This window comes from Curtobacterium pusillum, from assembly GCF_007673235.1.
Lineage (GTDB): Bacteria > Actinomycetota > Actinomycetes > Actinomycetales > Microbacteriaceae > Curtobacterium > Curtobacterium pusillum_C.
This window is the reverse complement of sequence record NZ_VDZH01000005.1, coordinates 180620-204334: the sequence shown is the minus strand read 5'-3', so window position 1 is coordinate 204334 and position 23715 is coordinate 180620. Positions and strand designations below refer to the sequence as shown.

General features: G+C 70.6%; 27 protein-coding genes. 18 read left to right on the top strand and 9 right to left on the bottom strand.

Going from position 1 to position 23715, the window contains the following annotated elements; translation table 11 throughout:
* Positions 1-25 precede the first annotated feature (25 nt).
* From FS532_RS14880 to FS532_RS14860, 5 genes are read left to right on the top strand one after another with little or no spacing between them, the layout of a single operon-like run.
* Positions 26-1315, top strand: a complete 1290-nt coding sequence (locus FS532_RS14880) for an ABC transporter substrate-binding protein (RefSeq protein WP_144755999.1) — start codon at positions 26-28, stop codon at positions 1313-1315.
* 26 nt (positions 1316-1341) lie between these two features.
* Entirely contained in the window at positions 1342-2277 is a 936-nt protein-coding gene (locus FS532_RS14875) for a carbohydrate ABC transporter permease (protein WP_079238181.1), read from the top strand.
* A 24-nt stretch (positions 2278-2301) separates the two neighbouring features.
* Complete coding sequence (locus tag FS532_RS14870) at positions 2302-3156, top strand: carbohydrate ABC transporter permease (RefSeq protein WP_144755996.1); 855 nt, start codon at positions 2302-2304, stop codon at positions 3154-3156.
* Positions 3153-5414, top strand: a complete 2262-nt coding sequence (locus FS532_RS14865; RefSeq protein WP_144755993.1) for a glycoside hydrolase family 3 protein — start codon at positions 3153-3155, stop codon at positions 5412-5414. The genes FS532_RS14870 and FS532_RS14865 overlap by 4 nt, the downstream gene beginning before the upstream one ends.
* Entirely contained in the window at positions 5411-6679 is a 1269-nt protein-coding gene (locus tag FS532_RS14860; protein ID WP_144755989.1) for a glycoside hydrolase family 125 protein, read from the top strand. The genes FS532_RS14865 and FS532_RS14860 overlap by 4 nt, the downstream gene beginning before the upstream one ends.
* On the opposite strand, the gene FS532_RS14855 is transcribed toward FS532_RS14860, so the two are convergent.
* Together FS532_RS14855 and pgm are read right to left on the bottom strand one after the other, a co-directional pair.
* Positions 6676-7575: a hypothetical protein gene (locus FS532_RS14855; protein WP_144755986.1), complete on the bottom strand. Its 900-nt coding sequence runs from the start codon at positions 7573-7575 to the stop codon at positions 6676-6678. The genes FS532_RS14860 and FS532_RS14855 overlap by 4 nt on opposite strands.
* A gap of 13 nt (positions 7576-7588) precedes the next feature.
* Positions 7589-9208, bottom strand: coding sequence for a phosphoglucomutase (alpha-D-glucose-1,6-bisphosphate-dependent) (gene pgm / locus FS532_RS14850; RefSeq protein WP_144755983.1), 1620 nt, complete (start codon positions 9206-9208; stop codon positions 7589-7591).
* Positions 9209-9430: 222 nt separating this feature from the next.
* On the opposite strand from pgm, the gene FS532_RS14845 reads away from it, so the two are divergent.
* The 7 genes from FS532_RS14845 to FS532_RS14820 are packed head-to-tail and all read left to right on the top strand — an operon-like array spanning position 9431 to position 13799.
* Positions 9431-10324 carry a DUF6177 family protein gene (locus FS532_RS14845; RefSeq protein ID WP_144755980.1) on the top strand — a complete coding sequence of 298 codons (894 nt, stop codon included), beginning with the start codon at positions 9431-9433 and terminating at the stop codon, positions 10322-10324.
* Entirely contained in the window at positions 10324-10686 is a 363-nt protein-coding gene (locus FS532_RS14840; RefSeq protein ID WP_260852757.1) for a DUF6507 family protein, read from the top strand. Before FS532_RS14845 ends, FS532_RS14840 begins: the two co-directional genes overlap by 1 nt.
* Entirely contained in the window at positions 10683-12401 is a 1719-nt protein-coding gene (locus FS532_RS14835) for a hypothetical protein (protein WP_144755977.1), read from the top strand. Before FS532_RS14840 ends, FS532_RS14835 begins: the two co-directional genes overlap by 4 nt.
* A 35-nt stretch (positions 12402-12436) precedes the next feature.
* Positions 12437-12718 (top strand): hypothetical protein, encoded by a 282-nt coding sequence (locus tag FS532_RS14830; RefSeq protein WP_144755974.1) that lies wholly within the window; start codon positions 12437-12439, stop codon positions 12716-12718.
* A 40-nt stretch (positions 12719-12758) separates the two neighbouring features.
* Complete coding sequence (locus tag FS532_RS14825; protein WP_144755971.1) at positions 12759-13184, top strand: contact-dependent growth inhibition system immunity protein; 426 nt, start codon at positions 12759-12761, stop codon at positions 13182-13184.
* A gap of 52 nt (positions 13185-13236) precedes the next feature.
* The gene (locus tag FS532_RS18730) at positions 13237-13389 is read left to right on the top strand and encodes a hypothetical protein (RefSeq protein WP_186322059.1); all 153 of its coding nucleotides are present in this window, start codon (positions 13237-13239) and stop codon (positions 13387-13389) included.
* A complete protein-coding gene (locus FS532_RS14820) occupies positions 13386-13799 on the top strand; it encodes a contact-dependent growth inhibition system immunity protein (RefSeq protein ID WP_144755968.1) in 414 nt (137 codons plus the stop codon). Before FS532_RS18730 ends, FS532_RS14820 begins: the two co-directional genes overlap by 4 nt.
* A 440-nt stretch (positions 13800-14239) precedes the next feature.
* Here FS532_RS14820 and FS532_RS14815 read toward each other — a convergent pair whose 3' ends face one another.
* The 7 genes from FS532_RS14815 to FS532_RS14785 all read right to left on the bottom strand — a co-directional run bounded on the left by FS532_RS14815 (position 14240) and on the right by FS532_RS14785 (position 19790).
* Complete coding sequence (locus FS532_RS14815; protein ID WP_144755963.1) at positions 14240-14767, bottom strand: hypothetical protein; 528 nt, start codon at positions 14765-14767, stop codon at positions 14240-14242.
* A 275-nt stretch (positions 14768-15042) separates the two neighbouring features.
* Positions 15043-15288, bottom strand: coding sequence for a hypothetical protein (locus FS532_RS14810; RefSeq protein WP_144755960.1), 246 nt, complete (start codon positions 15286-15288; stop codon positions 15043-15045).
* Between the two features lie 118 nt (positions 15289-15406).
* Positions 15407-16069 carry a class I SAM-dependent methyltransferase gene (locus FS532_RS14805; RefSeq protein ID WP_097180862.1) on the bottom strand — a complete coding sequence of 221 codons (663 nt, stop codon included), beginning with the start codon at positions 16067-16069 and terminating at the stop codon, positions 15407-15409.
* Positions 16066-16755 carry a TIGR04282 family arsenosugar biosynthesis glycosyltransferase gene (locus tag FS532_RS14800; RefSeq protein ID WP_260852756.1) on the bottom strand — a complete coding sequence of 230 codons (690 nt, stop codon included), beginning with the start codon at positions 16753-16755 and terminating at the stop codon, positions 16066-16068. Before FS532_RS14800 ends, FS532_RS14805 begins: the two co-directional genes overlap by 4 nt.
* Positions 16752-17534: a glycosyltransferase family 2 protein gene (locus FS532_RS14795; protein WP_313957249.1), complete on the bottom strand. Its 783-nt coding sequence runs from the start codon at positions 17532-17534 to the stop codon at positions 16752-16754. The genes FS532_RS14800 and FS532_RS14795 overlap by 4 nt, the downstream gene beginning before the upstream one ends.
* 325 nt (positions 17535-17859) lie before the next feature.
* Positions 17860-18930 carry an NAD-dependent epimerase/dehydratase family protein gene (locus FS532_RS14790; protein ID WP_144755957.1) on the bottom strand — a complete coding sequence of 357 codons (1071 nt, stop codon included), beginning with the start codon at positions 18928-18930 and terminating at the stop codon, positions 17860-17862.
* Positions 18927-19790: an MTAP family purine nucleoside phosphorylase gene (locus tag FS532_RS14785; RefSeq protein WP_260852755.1), complete on the bottom strand. Its 864-nt coding sequence runs from the start codon at positions 19788-19790 to the stop codon at positions 18927-18929. The genes FS532_RS14790 and FS532_RS14785 overlap by 4 nt, the downstream gene beginning before the upstream one ends.
* Positions 19791-19907: 117 nt before the next feature.
* On the opposite strand from FS532_RS14785, the gene FS532_RS14780 reads away from it, so the two are divergent.
* The 6 genes from FS532_RS14780 to FS532_RS14755 all read left to right on the top strand — a co-directional run bounded on the left by FS532_RS14780 (position 19908) and on the right by FS532_RS14755 (position 23674).
* Positions 19908-21137: a molybdopterin molybdotransferase MoeA gene (locus tag FS532_RS14780; protein ID WP_144755954.1), complete on the top strand. Its 1230-nt coding sequence runs from the start codon at positions 19908-19910 to the stop codon at positions 21135-21137.
* On the top strand, positions 21134-21625 hold the full coding sequence (gene moaC, locus FS532_RS14775; protein ID WP_144755951.1) for a cyclic pyranopterin monophosphate synthase MoaC: 492 nt from the start codon (positions 21134-21136) through the stop codon (positions 21623-21625). The genes FS532_RS14780 and moaC overlap by 4 nt, the downstream gene beginning before the upstream one ends.
* Positions 21622-22134: a MogA/MoaB family molybdenum cofactor biosynthesis protein gene (locus FS532_RS14770; RefSeq protein ID WP_144755948.1), complete on the top strand. Its 513-nt coding sequence runs from the start codon at positions 21622-21624 to the stop codon at positions 22132-22134. Before moaC ends, FS532_RS14770 begins: the two co-directional genes overlap by 4 nt.
* Positions 22131-22571 carry a molybdenum cofactor biosynthesis protein MoaE gene (locus FS532_RS14765; RefSeq protein ID WP_440130721.1) on the top strand — a complete coding sequence of 147 codons (441 nt, stop codon included), beginning with the start codon at positions 22131-22133 and terminating at the stop codon, positions 22569-22571. Before FS532_RS14770 ends, FS532_RS14765 begins: the two co-directional genes overlap by 4 nt.
* 34 nt (positions 22572-22605) lie before the next feature.
* A complete protein-coding gene (locus FS532_RS14760) occupies positions 22606-23187 on the top strand; it encodes a hypothetical protein (protein ID WP_144755945.1) in 582 nt (193 codons plus the stop codon).
* Positions 23188-23275: 88 nt separating this feature from the next.
* A complete protein-coding gene (locus FS532_RS14755; protein ID WP_079238199.1) occupies positions 23276-23674 on the top strand; it encodes a PLD nuclease N-terminal domain-containing protein in 399 nt (132 codons plus the stop codon).
* The last annotated feature ends 41 nt before the right edge of the window (positions 23675-23715 follow it).

Sequence of the window (23715 nt, the reverse complement as noted above, 5' to 3'; positions counted from 1 at the left end):
CACCGACCACTGCCAGGGAGGCACCGTGACGGACGGCATCAGCAGGCGCACCCTCCTCGGAGCCGGCCTCGGCGCCGGGCTCCTCGCGCCGATCCTCGCCGGGTGCAGCGCACTCACGCCGGCCTCGAGCGGACCCGGGACGCTCAGCGTCCACACCCAGTTGAGCGGCGCGGTCGCCGGGGCGCAGACGTTCACGGACGTCGTTGCGGCCTACCGACGCCGCACCGACCGCCGGGTGGCCCTGTTGTCGAACGGCTCGGACCTGCCGATCGTCTTCGAGACCAGTTCGCTCGCCGGCAAGGAAGCGGACGTCGCCATCGTGAACATGGTCGGGCGCACGCTGTCGTGGACGGGGGAGCACGCGACCGTCCCGGTGAACCAGTACCTCGACGACTGGGGGCTGCGCGACCTGATCATCCCCGAGGCGATCGACGAGTGGACCGATCCCGAGGGCCGGGTCCGCGCGTTCCCCTTCACCCGGACGAACTGGCCCGTGTCGTTCAACACCGCGCTCCTCGAGCAGGCCGGAGTGAGCGAGATCCCGACCACCTCCGACCAGCTCATCGCCGCGGCCGACCGGTTGCGTGCTGCCGGTATCGGCCCCGTGACCGTCGGCGGCTCGGACTGGAGCGGACAGAAGCTCCTCATGCAGATCATCCAGGGGTTCGTCTCCCAGGACGAGGCCGCCACCGTCTTCTCGACCGGGAAGATCTCGGAGAGTGCCGGAGCGGTCCGCGGCGTGCAGCACTTCGTCGAGCTCCGCGACGCCGGGGTCTTCGTCGACTCGGTGCAGGGCTTCACGTCGGACTCCGAGCTCACGCAGTTCACCACCCGCAAGGCGGCCATCGTGCCGGCGATGTCGTCGGCGCTCGCGCTCGTGTCGAAGGAACGAGCGGAGGAGGTCACGGTCGGCGGCTGGCCGGTGCCGTCCGAGCACGCCGCGATCACGCACCCGAGCGTCATCAAGAGCTACAACGGGCACGGCATCTGGATCAGCGAGAACGGCCGGGACAAGCTCGACCTCATCAAGCCGTTCGTGCAGTACCTCTACTCCGCCGCGGTCACGAGCGAGTTCGTCCTCGACTCCGGCCGGGACATGAGCCGCATCACCGAGACCGTCAGCCGTGACTTCCCGCTCGTGGCCCAGGCGTCGAAGCTCACCGACGACCAGGTCACCCCGGTGATGCTGCCCGATCTGCTCGTGCCCGACTCGGCGTACGAGCCGATGATCCGTGCGACGTCGCTCGCCTACGGCAGCGGGACCTCCGCCGACCGCATCATCGACCTCTTCGAGCGCGCCTACACGGCCGCCTGACCACCCCGCCCGAGAAGGAGCTCCCCATGGCAGTGCTCGTCGAGGAACCACCCGTCCGGTCCGCCGGTACCCCACCGCGCCCGTCCCGTCGTCGCCCGGCCGTCGGCACCGCCCGGGGCAGCTTCCCGACGTTCGCGATCCCGGCCCTCGCCTGGTACGGCGTCTTCATGATCGGCCCGGTCGTCGCGATGATCGTCATCGCGTTCCTCAGTTGGCCCGGCATGCTCGTCACGCCGACGTTCGCCGGTCTCGACAACTTCCGGGTGCTGTTCTCCGACGAGACGTTCTGGGCGGCGGTCCGGAACAGCACGGTCCAGATCGTGATCGGTCTGCCGATCATGATCGTGCTCGCGTTCCTGCTCGCCTTCCACGTGGTGCAGAAGCCCCGCGGCCACCGGGTCCTCCGCTACCTGCTGTTCATCCCCGCGCTCATCTCGGCCCCGGCGACCGCCATGATGTTCTACGCGATGCTCAACCCCGACGGCCTCGTGAACGGAGTCCTCGAGACGCTGGGGATCGGCGGCAAGGCCTGGCTGGCCGATCCCGCCACGGCGCTCGGCGCCCTCATCGTCGTCGACCTCTGGGCTGGCATCGGCTACTCGGCGGTCCTCATCGCGAGCCGGCTCGACGGTGTCGACGGCGAGGTCGTCCAGGCGGCCCGGATGGACGGTGCCGGATCCTGGCGCCTGGCGTGGGGCGTGTACTGGCCGATCGCCCGGGACTTCATCGGGGTCGTCGCGATGCTGCAGTTCCTGTCGATGCTCTTCAGCTCGGCGCAGAACGTCCTGCTGCTGACCCAGGGCGGACCGGGGACGGCGACCACCACCCTGTCGTACCTCGTGTACCAGAAGGCGTTCGTCGACACCGACCTCGGCTACAGCCAGGCCGTCGGCGTGGTCCTGTTCGTCTTCGGCCTCGTGGGCATGTTCATCATCCGTCGCGTCCTGCGCAAGACGCACTGACCAGCACCGACCAGGGAGACCACCATGGCCAAAGCGCCCGTCGGCACGAAGCTCCGCGACCGGATCGGCTCGATCACCAGCGGGACCGTCGCCTGGATCTACGCTGCACTGCTGATCCTGCCCTTCTACTACTTCGTCGTCTCGTCCTTCAAGGACAACGACGGCATCTTCGAGTCCCCACTGGCGTTGCCGGCGTCGTGGGACCTCGACAACTTCGTCGGCGCGATCCGGCAGGCATCCCTCGGCCCGGCGATCGCGAACTCGGTGCTCACCACCGTCGCCGCCCTCGCGCTCACGCTGCTGCTGGCGTTGCCGGCGTCGTTCGCCCTCGCCCGGGCCACCGGCCGCGCCGGCAAGGTCGTCGAGGGACTGTTCTCGCTCGGGTTCCTCATCCCGTCCTTCGCCGCGCTGTTCCCGACGTTCCTGCTGGCCGCCACCATGGGGCTCTTCCACACCCGGACGTTCCTCGTGCTGCTCCTGCCCGCGACGGCGATGCCCCTGGCGATCGTCATCCTCACGCAGTTCATGCGGACGATCCCGCGCGAACTCGAGGAAGCCGCGTCGATGGACGGCGCCTCGGCCTGGCAGGTGATGCGTCAGGTCTACCTGCCGATCTGCATCCCCGGCATCGCCACGGTGCTCCTGCTCAACTTCCTGTCGTTCTGGAACGAGTACCTCTACGCCCTCGTCCTCATCGGACCGGACACCGCGCAGCGCACGATCCAGGTGGCGTTGCCGACACTCAAGGTCGACGCGGGGACGGACTACGGGATGCTGATGGCCGGCACCCTCTTCACGCTGCTGCCGGTCTACCTCGTCTACACGATCCTGCAGCGACAGATGCAGAAGGCCCTCGTCTCCGGGGCGATCAAGGGATGACCGTCTCCGCCAGCGACCTCGACGTCCGGGCCCGGATCGGTCAGGTGAACCAGCGGCTCAAGGGCTGGGAGGCCGTGCGCTGGGTCGACGGCCGACCGCGCATCACCGACGTCCTCCGCGCCGAGGTCGACCGGTGGGGCGCGGTCGGAGCCGTCTACGGCGTGCTCCGTGCGGACCCGTGGTCGGGCGTGCACTGGGGCAACGGGATCCCGCCCGAGCGCTCGGCCGAGGCGTACGCGGCGGTGCAGGAGTACGTGGTGGCGCACAGCGACGGCGGTGTCCCGACCCTGTTCGTCGAGGAGGTCCCGCACGGACTGCAGGCGCTCGGTGCCACCACCCTCCCCGTGAACCTCGCGCTCGGAGCCGCGATGGACGCCGACCTCGTCGAGGAACTCGCCGCAGCGGTCGCCGCCGAGGTCCGCGCCCGCGGCACCCACGTCGCGTTGGTGTCCGGCCTCGACGTCCTCCGCGACGCCCGCTGGGGCCGCGCCGAGGAGTGCTGGTCGGAGGACGCCGCACTCGCCGCGATCATGGTGCGCGCCACGGTCCGCGGCATGCAGGGCGCCGGTGGCGGGCCGATCGACGACCGGCACGTCGCCGTCGTCGCGAAGCACCTCGCCGGTCAGGGAGCGGGGATCGGCGGTCGGAACGGCTCCGGAGCACCGATCGGCCGCCGGGAGCTCGCCGAGGTCCACCTGCCGCCCGCGTTCGCCGCTGCCGAGGAGCACGTCGCCGGGTTCATGGCCGCCTACAACGACGTCGACGGGGTCCCCTGCTGCGGCAACCGCGACCTGCTCACCACCACCATCCGCGACGGGTGGGGGTGGGACGGCATCGTCATGGCGGACGGCACCGCGATCGACCGGCTCCGTGACACGACGCCGGACCCGGCGACCGCAGCCGCGGTGGCGCTCCGGGCCGGCGTCGACCTGAGCCTGTGGGACGACGCGTACACGCACCTCGACGAGGCGCTCGAGCGCGGGCTCGTCGCGCTCGCCGACCTCGACCGCGCCGTCGACCGCGTGCTGGCGCTCAAGGAACGGGTCGGACTGCTCGGCGCGCACCCGGTCCCCGTCTCCCACGACTCCGCCCGCGAGCGCGCGACGGCGACCCTCGCCGAGCATGCGGCCCGCAGGTCCGTCGTCGCCGTCGACACCGGCGTGCTCCCGCTCGCGTCGGACGTGACCGTCGCGCTGCTCGGTCCGAACGCCGACGACGTCGACGCGCTGCTGGGCGACTACTCGCCACCGCGACGGCCGGTCGACCCCGGCACGTCCACGGTCCGCTCCGCCCTGGAGGCACGGCTCGGCCCCGGCAGGGTCCGCCACACCGCAGGCAGTCGGCTCCGACACCCCCTGCCGGACGCCGCGGACGCGGTCGCGGCAGCACTCGCGGGCGTGGACGCCGTCGTCGTCGTGCTCGGCGGGTCGAGCCGACGCACCTACGACGACGGGTTCGAGGACAACGGCGCCGTGAGCGGGCCCGACCCGGACACCACGAACGGCGAGGGGGTCGATCTCGCCTCGGTGGCCGTCCCGGACCCGCAACTCGCGCTGTTGCGTCGAGCGCGGGACGCCGGACGGCCCGTCGTCGCGGTCGTGGTGGACGGTCGTCCCCGGGTCCTCACCGAGGTCCGGGCGCTCGCGGACGCCGTCCTGGTGGTGCCGTTCCCCGGGCCGACCGGCGGCACGGCGATCGTCGACGTGCTCTTCGGGGCGGCGGCGGAGGGACGACTCCCGGCGACGTGGCCCGGCGCCGACGGCGTGCAGCCGGCCGCCCACGACGAGCGGCTCGAGACCGCCCGCGGCTACGTCGACGTCGCCGCACCGAACGCCGTGACCGGCCTGCCGGGGCCGGGGCGGGCAGTGGAGGTGGGACTCGGCGCGGTGACGCACGTGATCACGGTGTCGCGCCTCCAGGCCGGAGACCGGGTGACCGTCCCGGTGACCGTCACGAACACGTCGGACGTGCCGAGACGGGTGTCGGTGCCGCTCTGGGGGCGGCGCCGCGAGCCCGGTGTCCGGCCGCGACGGCGGGTCGTGCTCGCCCTGGTGACGCTCGACGTGCCGGCCGGCCGCGCGGTCACGGCCGGGTTCCCGCTCGGGCGCGCCGCCCTCGGGACGTGGGGCGACGACCTCCGTCCGACGGTGCGCCCCCTCGAGGTGGACTGCTGGACGGACGACGTGCTCGACCCGCCGCCGGACGCGGTGCGTCTTCGCGTCACCGACGAGGACGGGGCCGTAGCGTGGGTGGGATGACGACGACGCTCGACGACGAGATCGCCCGCACCGTGCGCGCTGCGGCAGACCGTGTCCGCACCGTGCTGGGGACGGAGATCGGTGACCGTGTCGAACGCGCGCTCCGCCGGACCCTCACCGACACGATCACCGTGGACGACGACGGCGCGTTCGTCATCACCGGTGACATCCCGGCGATGTGGCTGCGCGACTCGACGACGCAGATGACCCCGTACCTGCGACTCGTGGGGGAGTCCCCGGCGCTCGCCGACGTGCTGTGGGCGGTGGTCGCACGGCAGTTCCGGCTCATCGAGCACGACCCGTACGCGAACTCGTTCAACCGCGAACCGAACGGTGCGCACTACGACGACCACGACCTGAACGCCGACCCGCTCGTCTGGGAGCAGAAGTACGAGGTCGACAGCCTGGCCTACCCGGTGACCTTCGCGCACGCGCTCTGGCGTGCCACCGGGTCGACCGCCGTGCTCGACGACCGGGCCCGGCGGGTGTTCCGGACGATCGTCGACCAGTGGACGACGGAGCAGGACCACGACCGCTCGCCGTACCGCTTCGTGCGACCCGGGGCGATCGCGACCGAGACCCTCGCGCGGGACGGCCGCGGCACCCCGGTGGCCGTCACGGGGATGACCTGGAGCGGCTTCCGACCGTCCGACGACGCGTGCACGTACGGGTACAACGTCCCGGCGAACCTGTTCGCGGCGCAGGCACTGCTCGCGATCGCGGCGATCGCGCGGTCGGTGTGGGACGACGACGGACTCGCTGCCGACGCGGACGCGCTCCGGACGGCGATCCTTGACGGGGTCGCCCGGCACGGGATCGTCCCGGGACCGGACGGCGCTCCCGTGTACGCGTACGAGGTGGACGGTCTCGGCGGGGTTCTGCTGATGGACGACGCGAACACCCCGTCGCTGCTGTCCCTGCCGCTCGACGCCCCTGACGTCGTGGATCGCTCGGTGTGGGAGGCGACCCGGTCGTTCGTGACCTCGCCGGCCAACCCGTACTGGTACTCCGGCTCGGTCGCGTCCGGGATCGGGAGCCCGCACACGCTGCCGCGACGGGTGTGGCCGATCGCGCTCGCGGTCGAGGGGCTCGTCTCGACGTCGTCCGCACGGCGCCGCGAGTTGCTCGACCTGCTCGTGGCGACCGACGCCGGGACCGGGGACATGCACGAGTCGTTCGACGTCGACGACCCGACGCAGTTCTCCCGGCCGTGGTTCTCGTGGGCGGACGCGATGTTCTGCGAGCTGGCGCTGGCTACCGACTAGCCTTCGGCGGCCTGTTCCAGGGCCGTCTGGAAGCGTTCGTCGATCTCGATCCGCATCGCGCCGGTGTCCTCGTCGAAGCCGGACACCGCGCTGACCTGCCCGTTCCGCGAGAAGAACAGCAGCGGACTGAGCTGCCCGCCCGGCAGCGCCCGGTCCGTGCTGGTGAGGACCTGCAGCAGCATCCCCGCGAGCGTCTGCACCGCCTGGATGCTGTCCGCGTCGCGGATCGGCGCCGCGAGCAGCAGGTGCCGGTGCGGGATCGCGAACACGGTGCCGAACGGGGCGGCACCGAACAACGCGGGCAGGTTCACCGCCTTCGACGCCACGAACAGCGACTCACCCTCGACCACGAACACCCCGGGAGCGATCTCGGCGTGCCCGTCCACCGGTTCGTCGTCGGTGTTGAGCTGGCCGATGGCGAAGAGCTCGTCGATGCCGAGCGCGAGCCTCGGGAGGGACGACGCCGAGAGGGTGCTCACCATCGTCGGGTAGTCGACGCACAGGCCGAGGACGAGCCCGGGGGCGAAGGGCCGCGCGTACGACAGGTCGGCGGGGTCCGACGGGGTCCCGCTGTGCTCCGACAGGATCCGCGTCCGGATCCGGGTGCGGAGTTCGTCGGCGTCAAGTTCCTCCGGCGCGGGTTCGCTGTACGCCTGGATCATCCGGTCGAAGTGGTCGGCCACCAGGTCGGCCTGCACGGCCGGGGGCTCGCCGTGCACCTGCGACGCCAGGTTCTCGAGCAGGAAGACCCGCCCGTCGGTGCCCACCAGGCGAGCGTGCTCACCGGGCAGGACCTCGACGGTGGTCTCCATGCCGCGCTCGGCGAGGGCCTGTTGTGCGAGGACGACCAGCGTCGGAGCCGAACCCTCGGGCTTCTTCCGTCCGAACCATCCCATGCGCGCGGCGGTGTCAGGCGCCGAGGGCGGCGTCCACGATCTCCTTGGCCTCGCGCTGCACCTGTTCGAGGTGCTCCTGCCCGACGAAGCTCTCGGCGTAGATCTTGTAGACGTCCTCGGTGCCGGACGGCCGGGCCGCGAACCACGCCTTGTCGGTCACGACCTTCACGCCGCCGACCGCCGCGTCGTTGCCCGGGGCCTTCGACAGCTTCGCGGTGATCGGGTCGCCCGCGAGGGTCTCCGCGGTGATGGCGTCGCCGTCGAGCTTCGACAGGCGTGCCTTCTGGTCCTTGCTGGCCGCCGCGTCGACACGCTGGTACACGGGGTCGCCGAAGCGCTCGGTCAGCTCGTCGTACAGCTGCGACGGGGTCTTGCCCGTGACGGCGATGATCTCCGACGCGAGGAGCGCCAGGATGATGCCGTCCTTGTCGGTCGTCCACGCCGTGCCGTCCTTGCGGAGGAACGACGCCCCCGCGGACTCCTCGCCGCCGAACGCCACCGAGCCGTCGATCAGTCCGGGGACGAACCACTTGAAGCCGACCGGGACCTCCCACAGGCGCCGGCCGAGCGACTCCGCGACCTTGTCGATGATGCTCGACGACACCAGGGTCTTGCCGATGGCGGCGTCCTCGCGCCAGGCCGGACGGTGCGCGTAGAGGTACTCGATCGCCACGGCGAGGTAGTGGTTCGGGTTCATCAGGCCGCCGTCGGGCGTGACGATGCCGTGTCGGTCGGAGTCCGCGTCGTTGCCGGTCAGGACGTCGAACTCGTCCTTCCGTGCCACGACGGACGCCATCGCGCTCGCGCTCGACGGGTCCATCCGGATCTTGCCGTCCCAGTCGAGCGTCATGAACGACCACGTCGGGTCGACGTCCGGGTTCACCACGGTCAGGTCGAGGCCGTAGTGGTCGCGGATGCGGTTCCAGTACGGCAGCGATGCGCCACCGAGCGGGTCCGCGCCGATCGTCACGCCCGCACGCTTGATCGCGTCGATGTCGATGATGTTCTCGAGGTCGGCGACGTAGTTCCCGAGGAAGTCGTACCGGTCCGGCGAGGCCTGCTCGGTGCGCTGCACCTCGGCGTTCCCGCCCGCGATGATCGCGTTCGCGCGGTCGGCGATCCAGCTCGTCGCGTCGCTGTCGGCCGGGCCGCCGTGCGGCGGGTTGTACTTGAAGCCGCCGTCGCGGGGCGGGTTGTGGCTCGGCGTGATCACGATGCCGTCCGCCGTGTCGCTGTGGCCGGCCTTGTTGTAGGCGATGATCGCGTGGCTCAGCGCCGGCGTCGGCACGTACCCGTTCTCGCTGTCGGCCAGCACGTGCACGCCGTTCGCGGCCAGGACCTCGAGCGCCGTCCGCTCCGCCGGACCAGACAGGGCGTGGGTGTCGCGCCCGATGAACAGCGGGCCGTCGGTGCCCTGCGAGTTGCGGTACTCGACGATCGCCTGCGTGATCGCGGCGATGTGGGTGTCGTTGAACGCGGAGTCCAGGGACGAGCCACGGTGGCCCGAGGTGCCGAACACGACCTTCTGCTCGGGGACCGAGACGTCCGGCACGCGCTCGTGGTACGCGGCGATGAGGGCGTCGAGGTCGACGAGGTCGTCTGCAGTGGCGGGGGTGCCGGCGCGGTCGTTCATGGGTCCATCCTGGCATCGCGGGGCTCGGGGCGCTCAGGGTCGCGTCGGGGTGCGCGTGCGGGGCGGCGGTGCGGGTGTGGGCGCGGGGTGCGGGGTGCGCGCTTGTGCGCACGCTGACGACATCTGCGCGCGGTGGACCGTGCGCACTCGTCGTCGCGGTGTGCAGTCGCCAGCGGGACCGCGGTATCCGGCATGTCACCGGCCGGGGCTAGGGTGGAGTGCATGGGGGACGTGATCCGCGCCGACGCAGCGCTGCTCGCCGAGGTGCAGGCCGGCGACGGGGCGACGCTGCACACGGTGAGCGGCGCGGTCGTGTCCTGGGCGGCGCTGCACCTGCTGGCAGCGCACGGGTTCCGCTGGGCGCCGGAGGACCCGAGCACCGTGGAGCCTGGACCGACAGGCTTGCGGTTGCACGTCGACCTGACGATCGAGCACGCCGCACACGCAGGACTGGTGCTCGCCGCGACGCCCGCGCGGTTCATCGAGCGTTCGTTCGGGACGGAGCTCGCGTTCAGTCTCGCCGAGGGCTCGTCCGCACTCGCGCCGGCCCGCCTGACGGCGATGGCCGAGCGCCGATCCCCTCGTAACGCCTCCTTCGTCGTGACCGGCACGGGATCGCGCGCAGTCGGCGGGGTGCTCACCGTCCAGCGTGGCCCTCGGTCCGTCGTCGAGACGCTCCGGTGCATGGTCGCGTTGCCGGAGCCGACCGACGATCTCCGCGCGGTCCGAGACGGCCTGGAGGCGGGCCTCCAGTCCGTCATGCTCGGTCGCCACCCGCAGTCGGCACAGTTCTCGACCAGTCGTGGGCGCGTCGACGGCGTCGTCGACACGGCGATCGCGGGGCCGCCGGCCCCGCTCGGTCTGTTCTCCGGAGCGCGCGAGACGCGCACTCGTGGCTTGGCGGACGCGGCCGAGGCCCTCGGTGGCCACACGATCGGCGTCAGTCCGTCTCCGGGAGTCGTCTTCTGGTTCGACGGCACGGAACGGGATCGTTGGTCCGACGCCGCGGCGCTGGCCAGCGGGCTGCGGGATCTGCAAGCGGATGCCGTGCATCCCGAGGACTTGCGAGAGCGTGGCGGGCTCCGCCACGATGGCACCCGTACGGGGGGACAGTGATGAGTGCAGCGGGCTGGCGGATCGATCCGGCGGGGGTCGAATCCGTGATGAACGACGTGAGCGCTTCGGTGAACGGCACCGCGAGCGCACTGCAGTCGGTGCAGGGCGGTGTGGCCGAGGTCGCGGGCGGAGCGGGCGACATCGTGAACGAGGCACTGGGCGCGTTCCTGACGAAGACGCAGGACGACGTCGACCAGGTCACGTACCGGCTGATCGGCGGGGTCCAGGGCGTGACGAACGCCGTCGACGCCTACCGCGCTGGGGACCTCGAGATGGCAGCGAACGCGCAGCGCGCCGGGCTGTCGGCGCACGAGAGTCACGACGTGTCGTTCTTCATCCGAGCGGCGGAGGCGCGACGGTGAGCGGCGTCGGGTACGGCGACCACGGATTGGTCGATCCGGACGGCATCCCCGGTGCGGACCTCGACTTGGCGGTCGTGTCCTCCGGCGCCGGCACGATCAAGTCCGGCGGCCAGTCGATGAAGACCGTCGCCGACGACCTGCCGGCGAAGTGGCAGCGGCTGTCCGGCGTGTACGAGTCACCGGAGTCCGAGCAGGTGTTCGCCCTGATGGACCCCGTGACCGATGACGTCCACACGATCGGAACCGTCGCGCGGAAGGTCGCTTCGGCGCTCGAGACCTACGCGTCGGCCGCGGCCGATCCGAAGCGCAAGCTCGACGAGCTGCGGGTGGAGGCTGCTGCGTTCGTCGCGAAGGTCGAGCACGGCGTCCCACGGTTCGAGTCCGCCTTCACACCGAAAGCCGAAGCGCCGGTGTCCGGATCCTGGAACGCGTACCAGCCGGAGAAGCCCAAACCGCAGTCGAAGACGGTGCCGTGGTACGAGGACGTCGGCACCCGGTACGAGAACGACCAGCTGATCCAGCGGATCAACGAACAGGTCGCGTTGTTGCAGGCGGCGCAGGCGGAGTGCGCCCTCGCGATCAAGAAGGCTGCGGGCGCGTCCGTCAAGAAGGCTTTCAAGGCGCCTTCCGAAAGCGACCTCAATGCCCGGGGCGTCGACCTGCCCTGGTCGCGCGTGGGGACAGCCGAGGGAAAGACGTGGGCCGAGCAGTTCGAAGACGGCTTCAAGGACGATCTGCTGAAGACCCTGAGCGGCCTCCTGCACTTGGGTGGCTGGGACAACAGCGGCGATTGGAGCTGGGGCAACCTCGGGTCGGCGTGGAAGGGCGCCGCCGACGGCGCTGTCGCGTTCAGCCTGCTCGTGGACCCGATGGCATGGCTCGACGCGGCGGTGAACCCGAAAGGCCAGGCAGGGCAGACACTCGGTGCGATGGGTGACGCGGCGCAGGACTGGTGGAAGGACGCACGCGAGCACCCGGGCATCGCGGCCGGAGCGGCGGCATCGGCGGTGGGGACGAGTTTCCTCGGGCCCGAAGGTTGGGCAGGGCGTGCGGGTCGGGCCGAGAAGATCCTCGGCGATCTGGATCGAATCGGACAGCGCGCACTTCGATCCGATGTCGAGCATTGGCTCAGGTCAGGTGCGTCCGATTCCGATGTCGACGCTATGGACGATCTCATCCAACGGGTCCTTCGTGAAGACCAGGGCGCGGCGGGGGCTGGGAGTGCCTTCGATCGGATGTTCAATGTGGAGGTCGGGGCGTACAAAGCGGCGCACCCGGAGTCCGGTCTTCTCGGCCCGAGATTCGATCCGGACTCATTCGCCAGGACGGGCGGCGTGCAGGGAGTCGATGCAGCCGGTGGGCATGTCGCATCGCGACATATCGTCAACCCGCAAACTGGAGAACATTTTACGCCCGAGGAGATACGAAATTCGCCGAAGCCCAACCACACCGTGTTCTCTGGGGGTGTGGAGCAGGTGAATTCACTCGTCGGCGACTACCTTGAAAAGAATCGTGCAGAAATTCAGAGCTGGCTGAATCGCGGAGCTCCAGTCTTTGATCGGACCATGCGCTTTGATGATCCAATTGGATATGGTGAAGTCAATGGGATTTGGAATCCCGAGATTCGCGCGCTCCGCGTGGTGGTCGTTCGCATTCCAGACGACTCGGCTGGCTTCCGTATCGTCAGTGCCTATCCGGATGGAACGGTAAAATAATGGACAGTCAGACCCTAGCTCGTAGGGCTCCGCGAATGGCCAACGTCATCGGGGGCCTTTTCTACCAAGGTTGGTACGAGGATCGTTCGGCGGACGAGACGTTGGAACTGGCCTTCGCATACCGCCCGCTGGCGGAGCGAGAAGCGATCGTGCGCGAAATCGATGGACTCCTTGCGGCGCTTCCGACGACGGAGGACGTCGAGGGATTTTTCCTCTCCTTCAATGTTGACATCGACTTCCGACGCGATTTTGGTGGAGATGTTCGCGCCTGGCTTGAAGCTGCCCGCGGGGTCGTGCGGGGGTCGCCTCCTGATTGAAGAGAACTCATGGCGCACCCTTACGGCGTCGAACGAAAGCATGACCGCGGAGTTCCGAGTGGTTCAGAGCGCAGGTCCTGCTCCAGGCGACGAAGGTACCGCCCTGGTACGAGGTGTACAGGAGCTACACCTTGGCAACCCCGAGAACGAGTGGATGACACTGGATTATCAAGCTGAGCTGCGCGAGTACCCGCTTGTCCGAAACCTCCTCGGCGCGGTCTTCAACCAGGACTGGCGGGAAGACTACGACCGTGTCGAGGAAGTCTACGAAGACATCCTCGATGACGAGCCGCTCGTCGCGCGCCTGGCGCGAGCAGAGCAGATCGAGGCGTTCGTCGCGACTCGTTCGGAGGATGAGGTCGATGACGTCATCCGCGCGAGTCAAACCGGCATCCGCCCGCACTCAGACCTTGGTGTGAGCGGCCGAGAGTGGCTGCTCACCGTCGCGCGGAGACTGCGGGGATAGTCATGCCTAACGTTCTCCGATCGCACCGTCGTCAGAAGGTCGACGCGGTCTGATGATGCATAGCCTCCGGACCGGCGAGTCCTACTTCCCGAGCGTCGAGCGAGCAAATGAGGTGGTGGCGTACGCGCTCGACGTGTGGCTGAGAACGGTGGCCGAGCGAGTTGAACGGCGGCTCAGTGACTTCGACCCGGGAGCCCCGCGGTGACCGATGATGATCTGCGGTCAGGGGCCGTCCGCACCGGGTCGGCGTGGTTCGCCGTCGATGAGCGGCCGATCGCCGCAGATCGAGAAGAAGTGAATCACTTGGACGCGTCCCCCGAGTACCCCGGCTTTGATGCGCTCATGGGTGGCGCCTTCAACCAGGATTGGAAGGACGAGTGGTCTTCGGTTGACGAGGTCCTGTCCGAAGCCCTCGACGGTTTCCCTGCGACCAGGAGAGCGCTCTTGCCCGAGTTGCTCCAGATGCGGGAAACGTGCTCGGAGGCTGACGTGGTGGAATTGTTGGAGTCGATGAGTAGTGGCTTCCGGCCGGAGGTCGATGCGCAGGTGAGCGCTCTCGGTTGGGTCGACCGTCTCGTCCAACGCATCAACGCGCTCGACGCTGCCGATGTGTAAGCAGCCGGGCGAACGTCGAGACGCCGAGCGCTGATGGATTCAACGGCAGACTCTGCACTGTTCCAGCGCGCGTGTCCTTGCAGTGGAGCACGTGGGTGTCGATGGTGCAGGCCAAAGGAGTGCGGCCGAACAAAGGAGGCGATGGCGGAATGACGTCAGCACAGCTCATGGCAGCGGCCGACCAGCTCGGCCCGGTCGCGTTGGACGCAGCGTCCATCACGGATGAACACGGGTTCGCGGACGGCAACCTCCTGTCGGATTGGGCGAGAAGAGCGGTACCTGCTCCGCCTCGAGTTGTTTGTCAGCGAGCACTCTTCGCTCTCGCTGTTCCGAACCTTTGGAGTGCACTGTTGCGGGCCGGGGAGCATGTCTGGCTGCGCTATCGAGACACCACGGCGAACCCGGTGGTTCATCGGAGCTTCCCCGCGGAGCTCAACCCTTCATCCGAGTTCGAGGGCGTCGTTGCCGTCGTGGAAGGAAAGGAAGTTGCTGAGGCCTTGATCCGGCAGGTCGAGGCACTCTTGCCTCCCGCCGAGGATGTCCTCGGGGTGGAAGCGCTGCAGGGCGACCGATCCGGGGTCGCCGTGCGCTTGCGCCGTGAGGATGATCGTTTCGAGTCTCGTTCCCGGCAAGAGGTCCTGGCGTGGGCGCTCGGACTCGATGATCCCGTCACGGAGTCCGTCGAACCAGACGCCGTGACGATTGCCTGTTTCGGCGACCACGATCAGGTGGTCCGGGCGCTCGTGACTGCTGACTCCTGGCAGCGGCGTGCGGCGGTGCGGAGTGAATTGTTCGCCCACCTCGACGAAGTCGCGCTGGAACACGCGCCAGCGGCTCCGACGTGGGATGCGTTCACGGACGCGCTCGACAACGCGGGAATCGTCTGGGAGGGCGACGATCGACAGGAGGATCCGTGCGGAGATCGAGCGACCATCGACCGCATCGATCTCGGCGAGGGGGTCGCCCATCGGTTTCTCATGTGGGAGTTTCCCTACAACGACGAACCGTCGGGATGGCTCGGGGACTGCGCACCGTCCACGCAGGCTCGATTCCTGCGCGCACTCGAGTGGGCGCAGCGTCATCCCGACAAGTGGTCGCCGCACCTCATCCAGCATCCGATGGCGAAGCGCCAGCCATGGGGGCCACAAGTCGACTGGTGAGCACGGAGCGAGCGGCCGCCCACACCGGGTCGAAAGGGGGGACGACCCGGGTCGGACGACCGCTCGCGGTCTGGGGGAGTACGTCAGGCGGTACGGAACGATCCCGTCGCCGTGCGCAGCGACCCGGTCGCCGTGCGCGTCGAGGACGTCGCCGTGCCGGGCCGACGGAACTGCGTGTCGACGAACCGACCGAGCGCACGCCCGATGCCGGTTCCGGTGTAGCTGCCGACCGGTCGCCATGCCGCGTCGACCGCGTAGCCACCGATCTCGTCGCGTGCTTCGAGGCCGGTCACGTAGGCGCCGCCCAGGGGGTTCTGACGGTTCTGCATGGGTGCTCCTCGTCGTCGTGCCGAGGGTCGTCGGTCACCGGGCCGGCGACCACGACTCCGTCGGCCTGATGACGTTGAGCCTACCGTGTTCTTTTGCATGATGCAAAGAAAGGAAACCTCAGGCGACGAGCTCGCAGAACGTCCGGCCGCTCGCGGTCCAGCTCTGTCGGGCGACGAGGCCCACCGACTCGGCGTGGTCGAGCAGTGCGTCGACACCGACCTCGGCCCAGGGGAACCCCTCGCTCTGGTGGCCGTCGGCGTCCACGACGCGGGCGGTGTAGACCCGGTCGGCGCTCCGGTCGACGTGGGTCTCGACGACGATGCGTCCACCGACCCGGACGATCTCGGCGCAGCGGGCGAGCAGTGCTGCGGGGTCGCCGCCGATGCCGATGTTCCCGTCGATGACGAGCGCGGTGTCCCAGTGGCCCTCGTCGGGGACCTCGTCGAAGACGGACCCCTGCAGTGCCGTGCCACCGGAGCGCTGCGCGATCGCGACGGCATCGGCGGAGACGTCCACGCCGAGCGCCGGGATCCCGAGGGTCCGTGCGGCGACGAGCATCCGGCCCGGACCGCAACCGATGTCGATCACGGGACCGTCGACGCCGTCGAGCAGCGATCGGTCGACCCGGTCGGCGGCGGCGCTCCACCGTCCGACGTCGAGCGTCACGGCGGAACCCGGGCGCGAGGTGTCGGTGAGTCGGATCCGGCCGTCGGTGCGGAGGGCTCGGGCGTACGGCTCGCCGCCACCGGCGCCGAAGGACACGGGGGCTTCCATGGTCATGAGCGAGTCCCTCCGGTTGTGGTGAACGAAGACCGGGCGAACGAAGACGGAGCGGACGACGACCCGGCCGAGGACTCCTCCGCCTGCAGCGCCCGCGCGAACCGGGAGTCCGGCACGAGTTCGGCGACGCGCTCGGCATCGGGCACGGTGTCGACGTCGAGCAGGGTTTCGAGCGTGCCCACGTCGAGCCCGGCGTCCGTCAGTCGAGCGAACTGGACCGCACCCGTGTCGTCCTGCGACATCGGCACGCCGCGCAGCAGGTCCCCGGTCGGCTCGCGCAGGTACAGCGACCAGAAGCCCCCGTCCTCAGCGGGTCCGAACCAGGCGTCCCGCTCGGGGTCGTCGAACAGCGGGGCGAGCGCCTCGGCGGAGACCTGGGGCGTGTCCATGCCGACGAGCAGCAGGGGGCCGTCGATCGCGTCGAAGAGGAACCCGAGCCGCTCGTCGAGGCCACCACCGGGCTGGAGCAGCACGTCGAAGTCGTCGGCGCCGTCAGGGAGGACGTCGCCGTCGAAGAACAGCACGCGGCGGGCGGCGGGGAGTGCAGCAACGGTGGCGAGCGTGTCCGCGAGGCTGGCGGCAGCGACCCGCGCCGCCCCCGACGGGGTGAGTGCCGGCGTGAGCCGGGTCTTCACCTTGCCCGGCAGGCACTCCTTGGCGACCACGGCCACGGTGATGTCGATCACGACCGGACCCCCTCGGTCGCGGCCGATCCGACCGGACCGGCCGTCTCGACCGGATCAGCTGTCTCGACCGGACCGGCCGCCTGGCGGACGGGAGCCGGTGCGCCCATGGTGCGTCGTGCCTCCAGGCGGTACCGACGCAGGAGACGTGACATGTCCTTGACAGCGTTGACCGTGCCGCGGAGCGTGCCCGTGACCTTGCTGTCGCCGATGCGCTGCGCGTACCCGATGTCGGACTCGTCGACGCGCCAGCCCGCCGCGTGCGCGGCCAGGACCATCTCGAGCGGGTACCCGCTGCGACGGTCGCGGAGGTCGAGTGCGACGAGGTCCTCGCGACGCATGACGCGCATCGGACCGAGGTCGCGGAGGCGGTAGCCGGTCGCGCGGTGCATGAGCACGGCGAGGACACGGTTCGCGAAGCGTGCGTGTGGCGCCCAGGCGCCGGGGGTGGTCGGAACGCGTCGGCCGAGCGCGAGGTCGGTGTGCCCGGTCGCGACGCGTGCGACGAGCGGGACGAGTTCGGCGGGGTCCATCGAGGCGTCGGCGTCGCAGAACGCGACGTACTCGGCCGTCGCAGCGGCGACGCCAGCGGCACATGCCGAGCCGAAGCCCTTGACGGGTTCGGTGACCACCGTCGCGCCGTGTGCGCGGGCGACGTCGGCTGAACCGTCGGTGGAGCCGTTGTCGACGACGATCGCGCGGTAGCCGCGGGGGAGTCTGCCCAGGACCTCGGGGAGGGCGTCCGCCTCGTCGAGACAGGGCAGGATCACGTCGACGTTCATGGCATCCATTCGGTGCCGGGCGCCGGATCGACTGGTCGCGGCGCCCTCCGCGTGTGTCGCCGCGTCGGTGCGGTCGGTCTCGTCGGCCGGCTGTCGATCCATGCCTACGACACAACACGTAACAGTCCGGCGGGGTACAGGTTCGGTGTCCCCCGCTGGACGTTCCGCGCACTCTCGGTCTGCTGCGACCCGCGAACGGGGGACAGGCGCGTCGGTCAGTGCGGGGACGCGACGTGACCGCCTGGAGGCGCGGTGCCGGTCTGCGGGACCGGCAACGCGCCTCCAGGCGGTTGCGACCAGCGCGGCAGTCCGCCCACCGGGTCCGCTACAGCACGGCGGCGCGCAGCGGCGCGGTCGCGAACTCGCGCATGCCGCGCTCGAAGTCGACCTCGGCTCGCCAGCCGAGCTCGGACGCGATCCGGTCCGACGAGGCCGTGACGTGCCGGACGTCGCCCAGTCGGTACTCGCCCGTCACGACCGGCTGCGGGCCATCGGGTCCGGCGATCGCGGCGGCCATCTCGCCGATGGTGTGCACGACGCCGGAGCCGACGTTGTACGCGCGGAAGGACTCGGACGGCTGCTCGGCGGTCGCGGCGATGGACGCAGCGTTCGCTCCGGCGACGTCCGCGACGTGCACGAAGTCGCGGCGCTGCCGGCCGTCCTCGAACACGCGAGGGGCCTCGCCGCGGGCCAGCGCCGAGCGGAACAGGGACGCGACACCGGCGTAGGGGGTGTTCGCCGGCATCCCCGGACCGTAGACGTTGTGGTAGCGGAGAGCGATCGCGCGACCGCCGGTGGCGCGGGCCCACGACGACGCGAGGTGTTCCTGCGCGACCTTCGTCTGCGCGTACACGTTGCGCGGGTCGAGGGCGGCGGACTCGTCGATCAGGCCCGGTAGGAGCGGCTGGCCGTCCTCGCCGATCGGGTCGAAGCGTCCGGCGTCGAGGTCTTCGCGGCGACGTGCCGGCGGTCGGACGGGGGTGCCCGACGCCGTCGTGTACGCGCCCTCGCCGTAGACGACCATCGAGCTCGCGACCACTAGACGGCCGATGCCGTGGCGGTCCATGCCGGCGAGCACGTGCGCGGTGCCGGCGTCGTTCGAGGACACGTAGTCCGGGGCGTCCTGGAAGTCGACACCGAGGCCGACCTTGGCGGCCTGGTGGCAGACGACGTCGACCCCGTCGAGGGCGGCGTCGAGGGCGACCCGGTCCCGGACGTCGCCGTGCACGAACTCGATGCCCTGCTGCTGGTGCGCGGTGACGATCTCGGCGGGGTCGCCGTGCACGTCGTCGCGGAGGGAGTCGAGCACCCGGACGTCGTACCCGTCGGCACGGGCGCGACGGACGATCGCGGAACCGATGAACCCTGCGCCGCCGGTGACGAGCAGGCGGGTCACGCGTTGGCTCCCGGGGTCGCCAGCGCGCTCGCGCTGGCCTCGGCCGGGACGAGCTCGCGCGGCCTGTAGTCGTCCGGGATCGCGCCGACGATCGAGCCGATCGCGCGGACGATGACCTCGTTCGCTCGGGCCAGGCGCTCCATCACGAGCGCGTGCGTGACCGGGGCCTCGCCGGCTGCCGCTGCCTCGTCCTCGGTCGGGGCCAGGCCGGCGTCCGCATCGGTCACGAACGACAGGTTCACCGTGCCGATGCCGAGCTCCGCGGCGAGCGGGACCTCGGGCGTCATCGTCATGTTGATCGTGTGGCCTCCGGCCTCGCGCATCCACACGGACTCCGCACGGGTCGAGAACCGCGGCCCCTGGATCACCACGCAGGTACCAGTCGGGCGGAACGGCACGTCGAGCTGCGCGAGCGCGTCGACCGCGACACGACGGAGCACCGGGTCGAACGGGTCGGCGAACGACAGGTGCTGGACGGCGTCCTCGAAGAAGGTGTCCGCGCGGCCCCAGGTCCGGTCGATGAGCTGGTCGGTCACCACGAAGGTCCCCGGTGCGTAGTCGGGGTGCAGGCCGCCGACGGCGCTCGACGACACCACGGCGCGGACGCCGAGCGAGCGCAGGGCCCACAGGTTCGCCCGGTGGTTGATGCGGTGCGGGGCGACGGAGTGCGCGCGGCCGTGACGGGTGAGGAACGCGACGCGCTTGCCCGCCATCGTGCCGATGCTGATGGGACTCGACGTGGGGCCGAACGGGGTGTCGACGTCGATCTCGTCCGCGGTGCCGGCCTCGAACAGCTCGTAGAGGCCCGAGCCCCCGATCACCCCGATGCGCGTCTCGTCCACAGCTCCGGTCGTGGTCACGTCGTTCTCCACAGGTCCTCCGAATGGTCCTCGGCGCGTTCTGCGCGCTCGTTACGCTACTGAAACCGCCCCCGGACGAACCGGGAGCGGGCACTTCTCACCTGTTCGGAGGCACACGTGCGAACGATCGGTCAGCACCGCGACGAGATCGCGGCCCTCGTCGCACCGGTCCTGTCCGGCAGACGGCGTTCCGGCCTGGAGGCACGGGAGATCGACGACCTGGCGACCAGCGCCGGCGCCGGACGGGGTCGCCGCGTGCTCGGACGGGCCGTCGTCGCACCGGTTCCCCTCCCGCCGTTCGACAACAGTCAGATGGACGGCTTCGCCGTCCGCGCCGCTGAGGCCGGACGCGCGCTCCGGGTGGTCGCCCCGATCCCGGCGGGGGCGATGCCGCCGGCGCTGGAGCTCGGTACCGCGGCGCCGATCATGACCGGAGCGCGCATCCCGCTCGGCGCCGACGCGGTGTTCCCGGTCGAGGCCACAGCGGTCGGAGCGTTCCCTGCGGCGTTGGCGCTCGACCAGGTCACCGTGCCCGACGACCTCGCAGCGGGGACCTTCGTCCGGGCGACCGGCACCGACCTGCCGAGCGGGGGCGAACTCGCTCCGGCCGGCGCTGCCGTGACCCCCGCGTTGCTCGGCACGCTCGCCGCCGCCGGGGTCACGACGGTCGACCTGGTCCGCCAGCTCCGCGTCCTCGTCGTGTCCACCGGGTCCGAACTCCAGGGTGCCGGTGACGCCACGATCGGCGACGCGAACGGCATCGCGCTGCGGGCGGCGCTCGCAGAGGTCGGGGCGGTCTCACGGTCCGTCCGGGTGCCGGACGACGACGCGACGTTCGTCGCCGCGCTCGACGAGGCCGTGGGGGACTGGGCCGACCTCGTGCTCACCACGGGTGGCATCAGTGCCGGGGCGTACGAGGTCGTGCGTCAGGCCCTCGAACCCCGCGGGCTCGCGGTGACACCGGTCGCGATGCAGCCCGGTGGCCCGCAGGCGTTCGGCACCGTGGAACTCGCCGGCCGTCCGATCCCGGTGGTGTCCTTCCCCGGCAACCCCGTGTCGGCGCTCGTGTCCTTCGAGGTGTTCCTGCGCCCGCCGCTGGCGGCCGACGCCGGGCTCCCCGACGACCGTGTGGCCGAGGTCCTGCCTGCAGCCGACACCGCGACTTCACCGGGGGGCAAGCACCAGGTCCGGCGCGGCCGGGTCGAGGACGGCCGTGTGCACTTCGTCGGCGGTCCCAGCTCGCACCTGCTCGCGCACTACGCCACCGCCACGCACCTCGTCCACGTCCCGATCGGCACCGCCACGGTGGAGCCCGGTGACCCGCTGACCGTCTGGAGCCTCCGTTGACCGAACCAGCACCCGCCCCCGATGCGCTCTCGCACGTCCGCGCCGACGGCAGTGCGCACATGGTGGACGTCTCCGAGAAGGACGTCACCGCCCGTTCGGCGACCGCGACGGCGACCCTCGTCACCCGGCCGGACGTCGTCGCCCGCATCCTCGACGGCTCGCTGCCGAAGGGCGAGGTGATCGGCACCGCGCGGATCGCGGCGATCATGGCGGTGAAGAAGACCTCCGACCTCATCCCGCTCTGCCACCCGCTGCCGATCGCGGGGGTCGAGGTCGACATCACCGGCGACGACGACCGCGTGGTCGTCGAGGTGTCGGTCCGCACGACCTCCCGCACGGGCGTCGAGATGGAGGCCCTGACCGGCGCGAGCGTCGCGGCGCTGACCGTGTACGACATGGTGAAGGCCGTCGACCGGACGGCCACGATCACGGACGTCCGGGTGCTCGAGAAGCACGGCGGTCGTTCCGGAGACTGGAGCAACCGATGACCTCGCAACCGACCAGGGGCCGTGCGGCCGTCGTCGTCGTGTCGACCCAGGCCGCCGCCGACCCCGCGCTCGACCGAACCGGGCCGGTCATCGCGGGCTGGCTCCGGGAACACGACTTCACCGTGGCGGAGCCGCTCATCGTGCCGGACGGCGGTCCGATCGCCGACACCGTCGCCGGCGAACTGATCGCCGATGCCCGCGTCGTGATCACCACGGGCGGCACCGGCGTCACCCCGACCGACCGCACACCCGAGGCCGTCGCACCGCTCATCGACCTCGACCTGCCCGGCATCACCGAGGAGATCCGTCGTCGCGGGCTCGCCGGCGCTGGTCCGACCGCGCTCCTCAGCCGCGGTGTGGCCGGGGTCGCGAGCGGCGGCGCACTCCTCGTCACGTTGCCCGGGTCGCGCGGCGGCGTCGCGGACGGGCTCGCCGTCCTCGACGGGCTGCTCGACCACGTGCTGGCGCAGGTGTCGGGCGAGGGGCACGCGCCGCGGAGCGCTTCGTGACGGGCGCAGCTGCGCACGACCGTGTCGTGGTCGCCGACGTCGTCGACCGGTCGATCTCCGCGAACGAGGTCTCGGCCGTCGTCGCCACCGACCAGGACGGCGCCGTCGTCACCTTCGCCGGGGTCGTCCGTGACCACGACGGCGGCAAGGGCGTCACCGCGCTCGAGTACGAACGGCACCCGAGCGCCGGTGCCGTCATCAGCGAGGTGGCCCGGACCATCGCCGACGCCCACCCCGAGGTCCGCATCGCGGTGCTGCACCGCGTGGGGGCGCTCGGTGTCGGGGACGTGGCGCTCGCCGCCGCGGTGTCGTCCCCGCACCGGGCCGAGGCCTTCGCTGCCTGCGGGGCCCTCATCGACCTGGTGAAGGAGCGGGTGCCGATCTGGAAGCGCCAGCAGTTCACCGACGGTTCCGACGAGTGGGTCGCCGCCCTCTGACGGATCCTCACGCCGTGTGGTTGGGTCGGAGGCGATGACCGACACCGCAGCAGCCGCCGAGTGGCGCTGGACGCAGGCCGCCGAGCAGGCGCACCGCATCCTCGAGAGCGATGTGCAACGCCGGGCTTCTGTCCCGCTTGCGTTGGGCGTGCTCGCGGCAGCAGAGCTCGTCCTCGTGGTCGTTGCGTTGTCGTTCGACCCGGAGGAAGTCGGGAGGTGGGTGACCGCGATGGTCGGCGCGGTCGTCGGCCTGGCGGTCGTCATCGTCGAGGTCATCCGAACCGTCGTCGACGGTGCGCGCCACCCCGAACGGCAGGCTGTCATCAAGGGTCTCCTCACGCGTGAGCAGTCCGCAGTCTCAAGAGCGATCCGCCGGCGCAGTCCCGTGCCAGACGACCGCCTCGACGTGGTCCGTGCCGCCGCGGTGCAGCAAGCACGAGGACGGACGCTCCCGGCCGCGTGCGCTCCGTTCCTGCTGTGGACCGCGCTCGCGGTCTCGGGTGCCGACCTGTGGCCGATGTACACAGCTGTCGCGGCGCTCTGGGGCGTCGCCGGCACCCACGCCTTTCGCGAGGTCTTGCTCGCGCGGCGGTACCTCGACTCGGAGTCCACCTGACCGCGCAGCAGACCGTTGCCGGATCGCAACCGCGGCACGCGTTCGGGGCGTAGCGCAGGTTCGTAGGCGATCCATAGACTCGCTGCTCATGAGCGTGCTGCTGTACGGGGCGTCGATCGTCCTGCTGGTCTTCGCCCTGATCGACATCATCACGAAGAGCGACGATCAGGTCCGGGGCCTGCCGAAGTTCGCGTGGATCCTGATCTGCATCTTCCTGCCCGTCGTCGGCAGCATCGTGTGGTTCGCCGTCGGGCACGACTGGAGCCAGGGCGACCGGAACCACGGCCGTTACATCGAGCCCAGGCGTCACGAGGACCAGTACGCGAGTCTCGGTCACGCCCGCGCGGCCCACGGTGACAAGCGCGTGACCGGCACGGAGCAGGAGCTCGCCGAGCTCGAGCGTGAGATCGAGTACTGGGAGGCCCAGGCGCGACTGCGCCGTGCCAAGGAGGCTGCCGGCGAAGGCGAGCCGACCCCTGGGAGCTGACCCGCGCCTCCAGGCCGGTGCTCGCCGCCCGTCTGCACGAC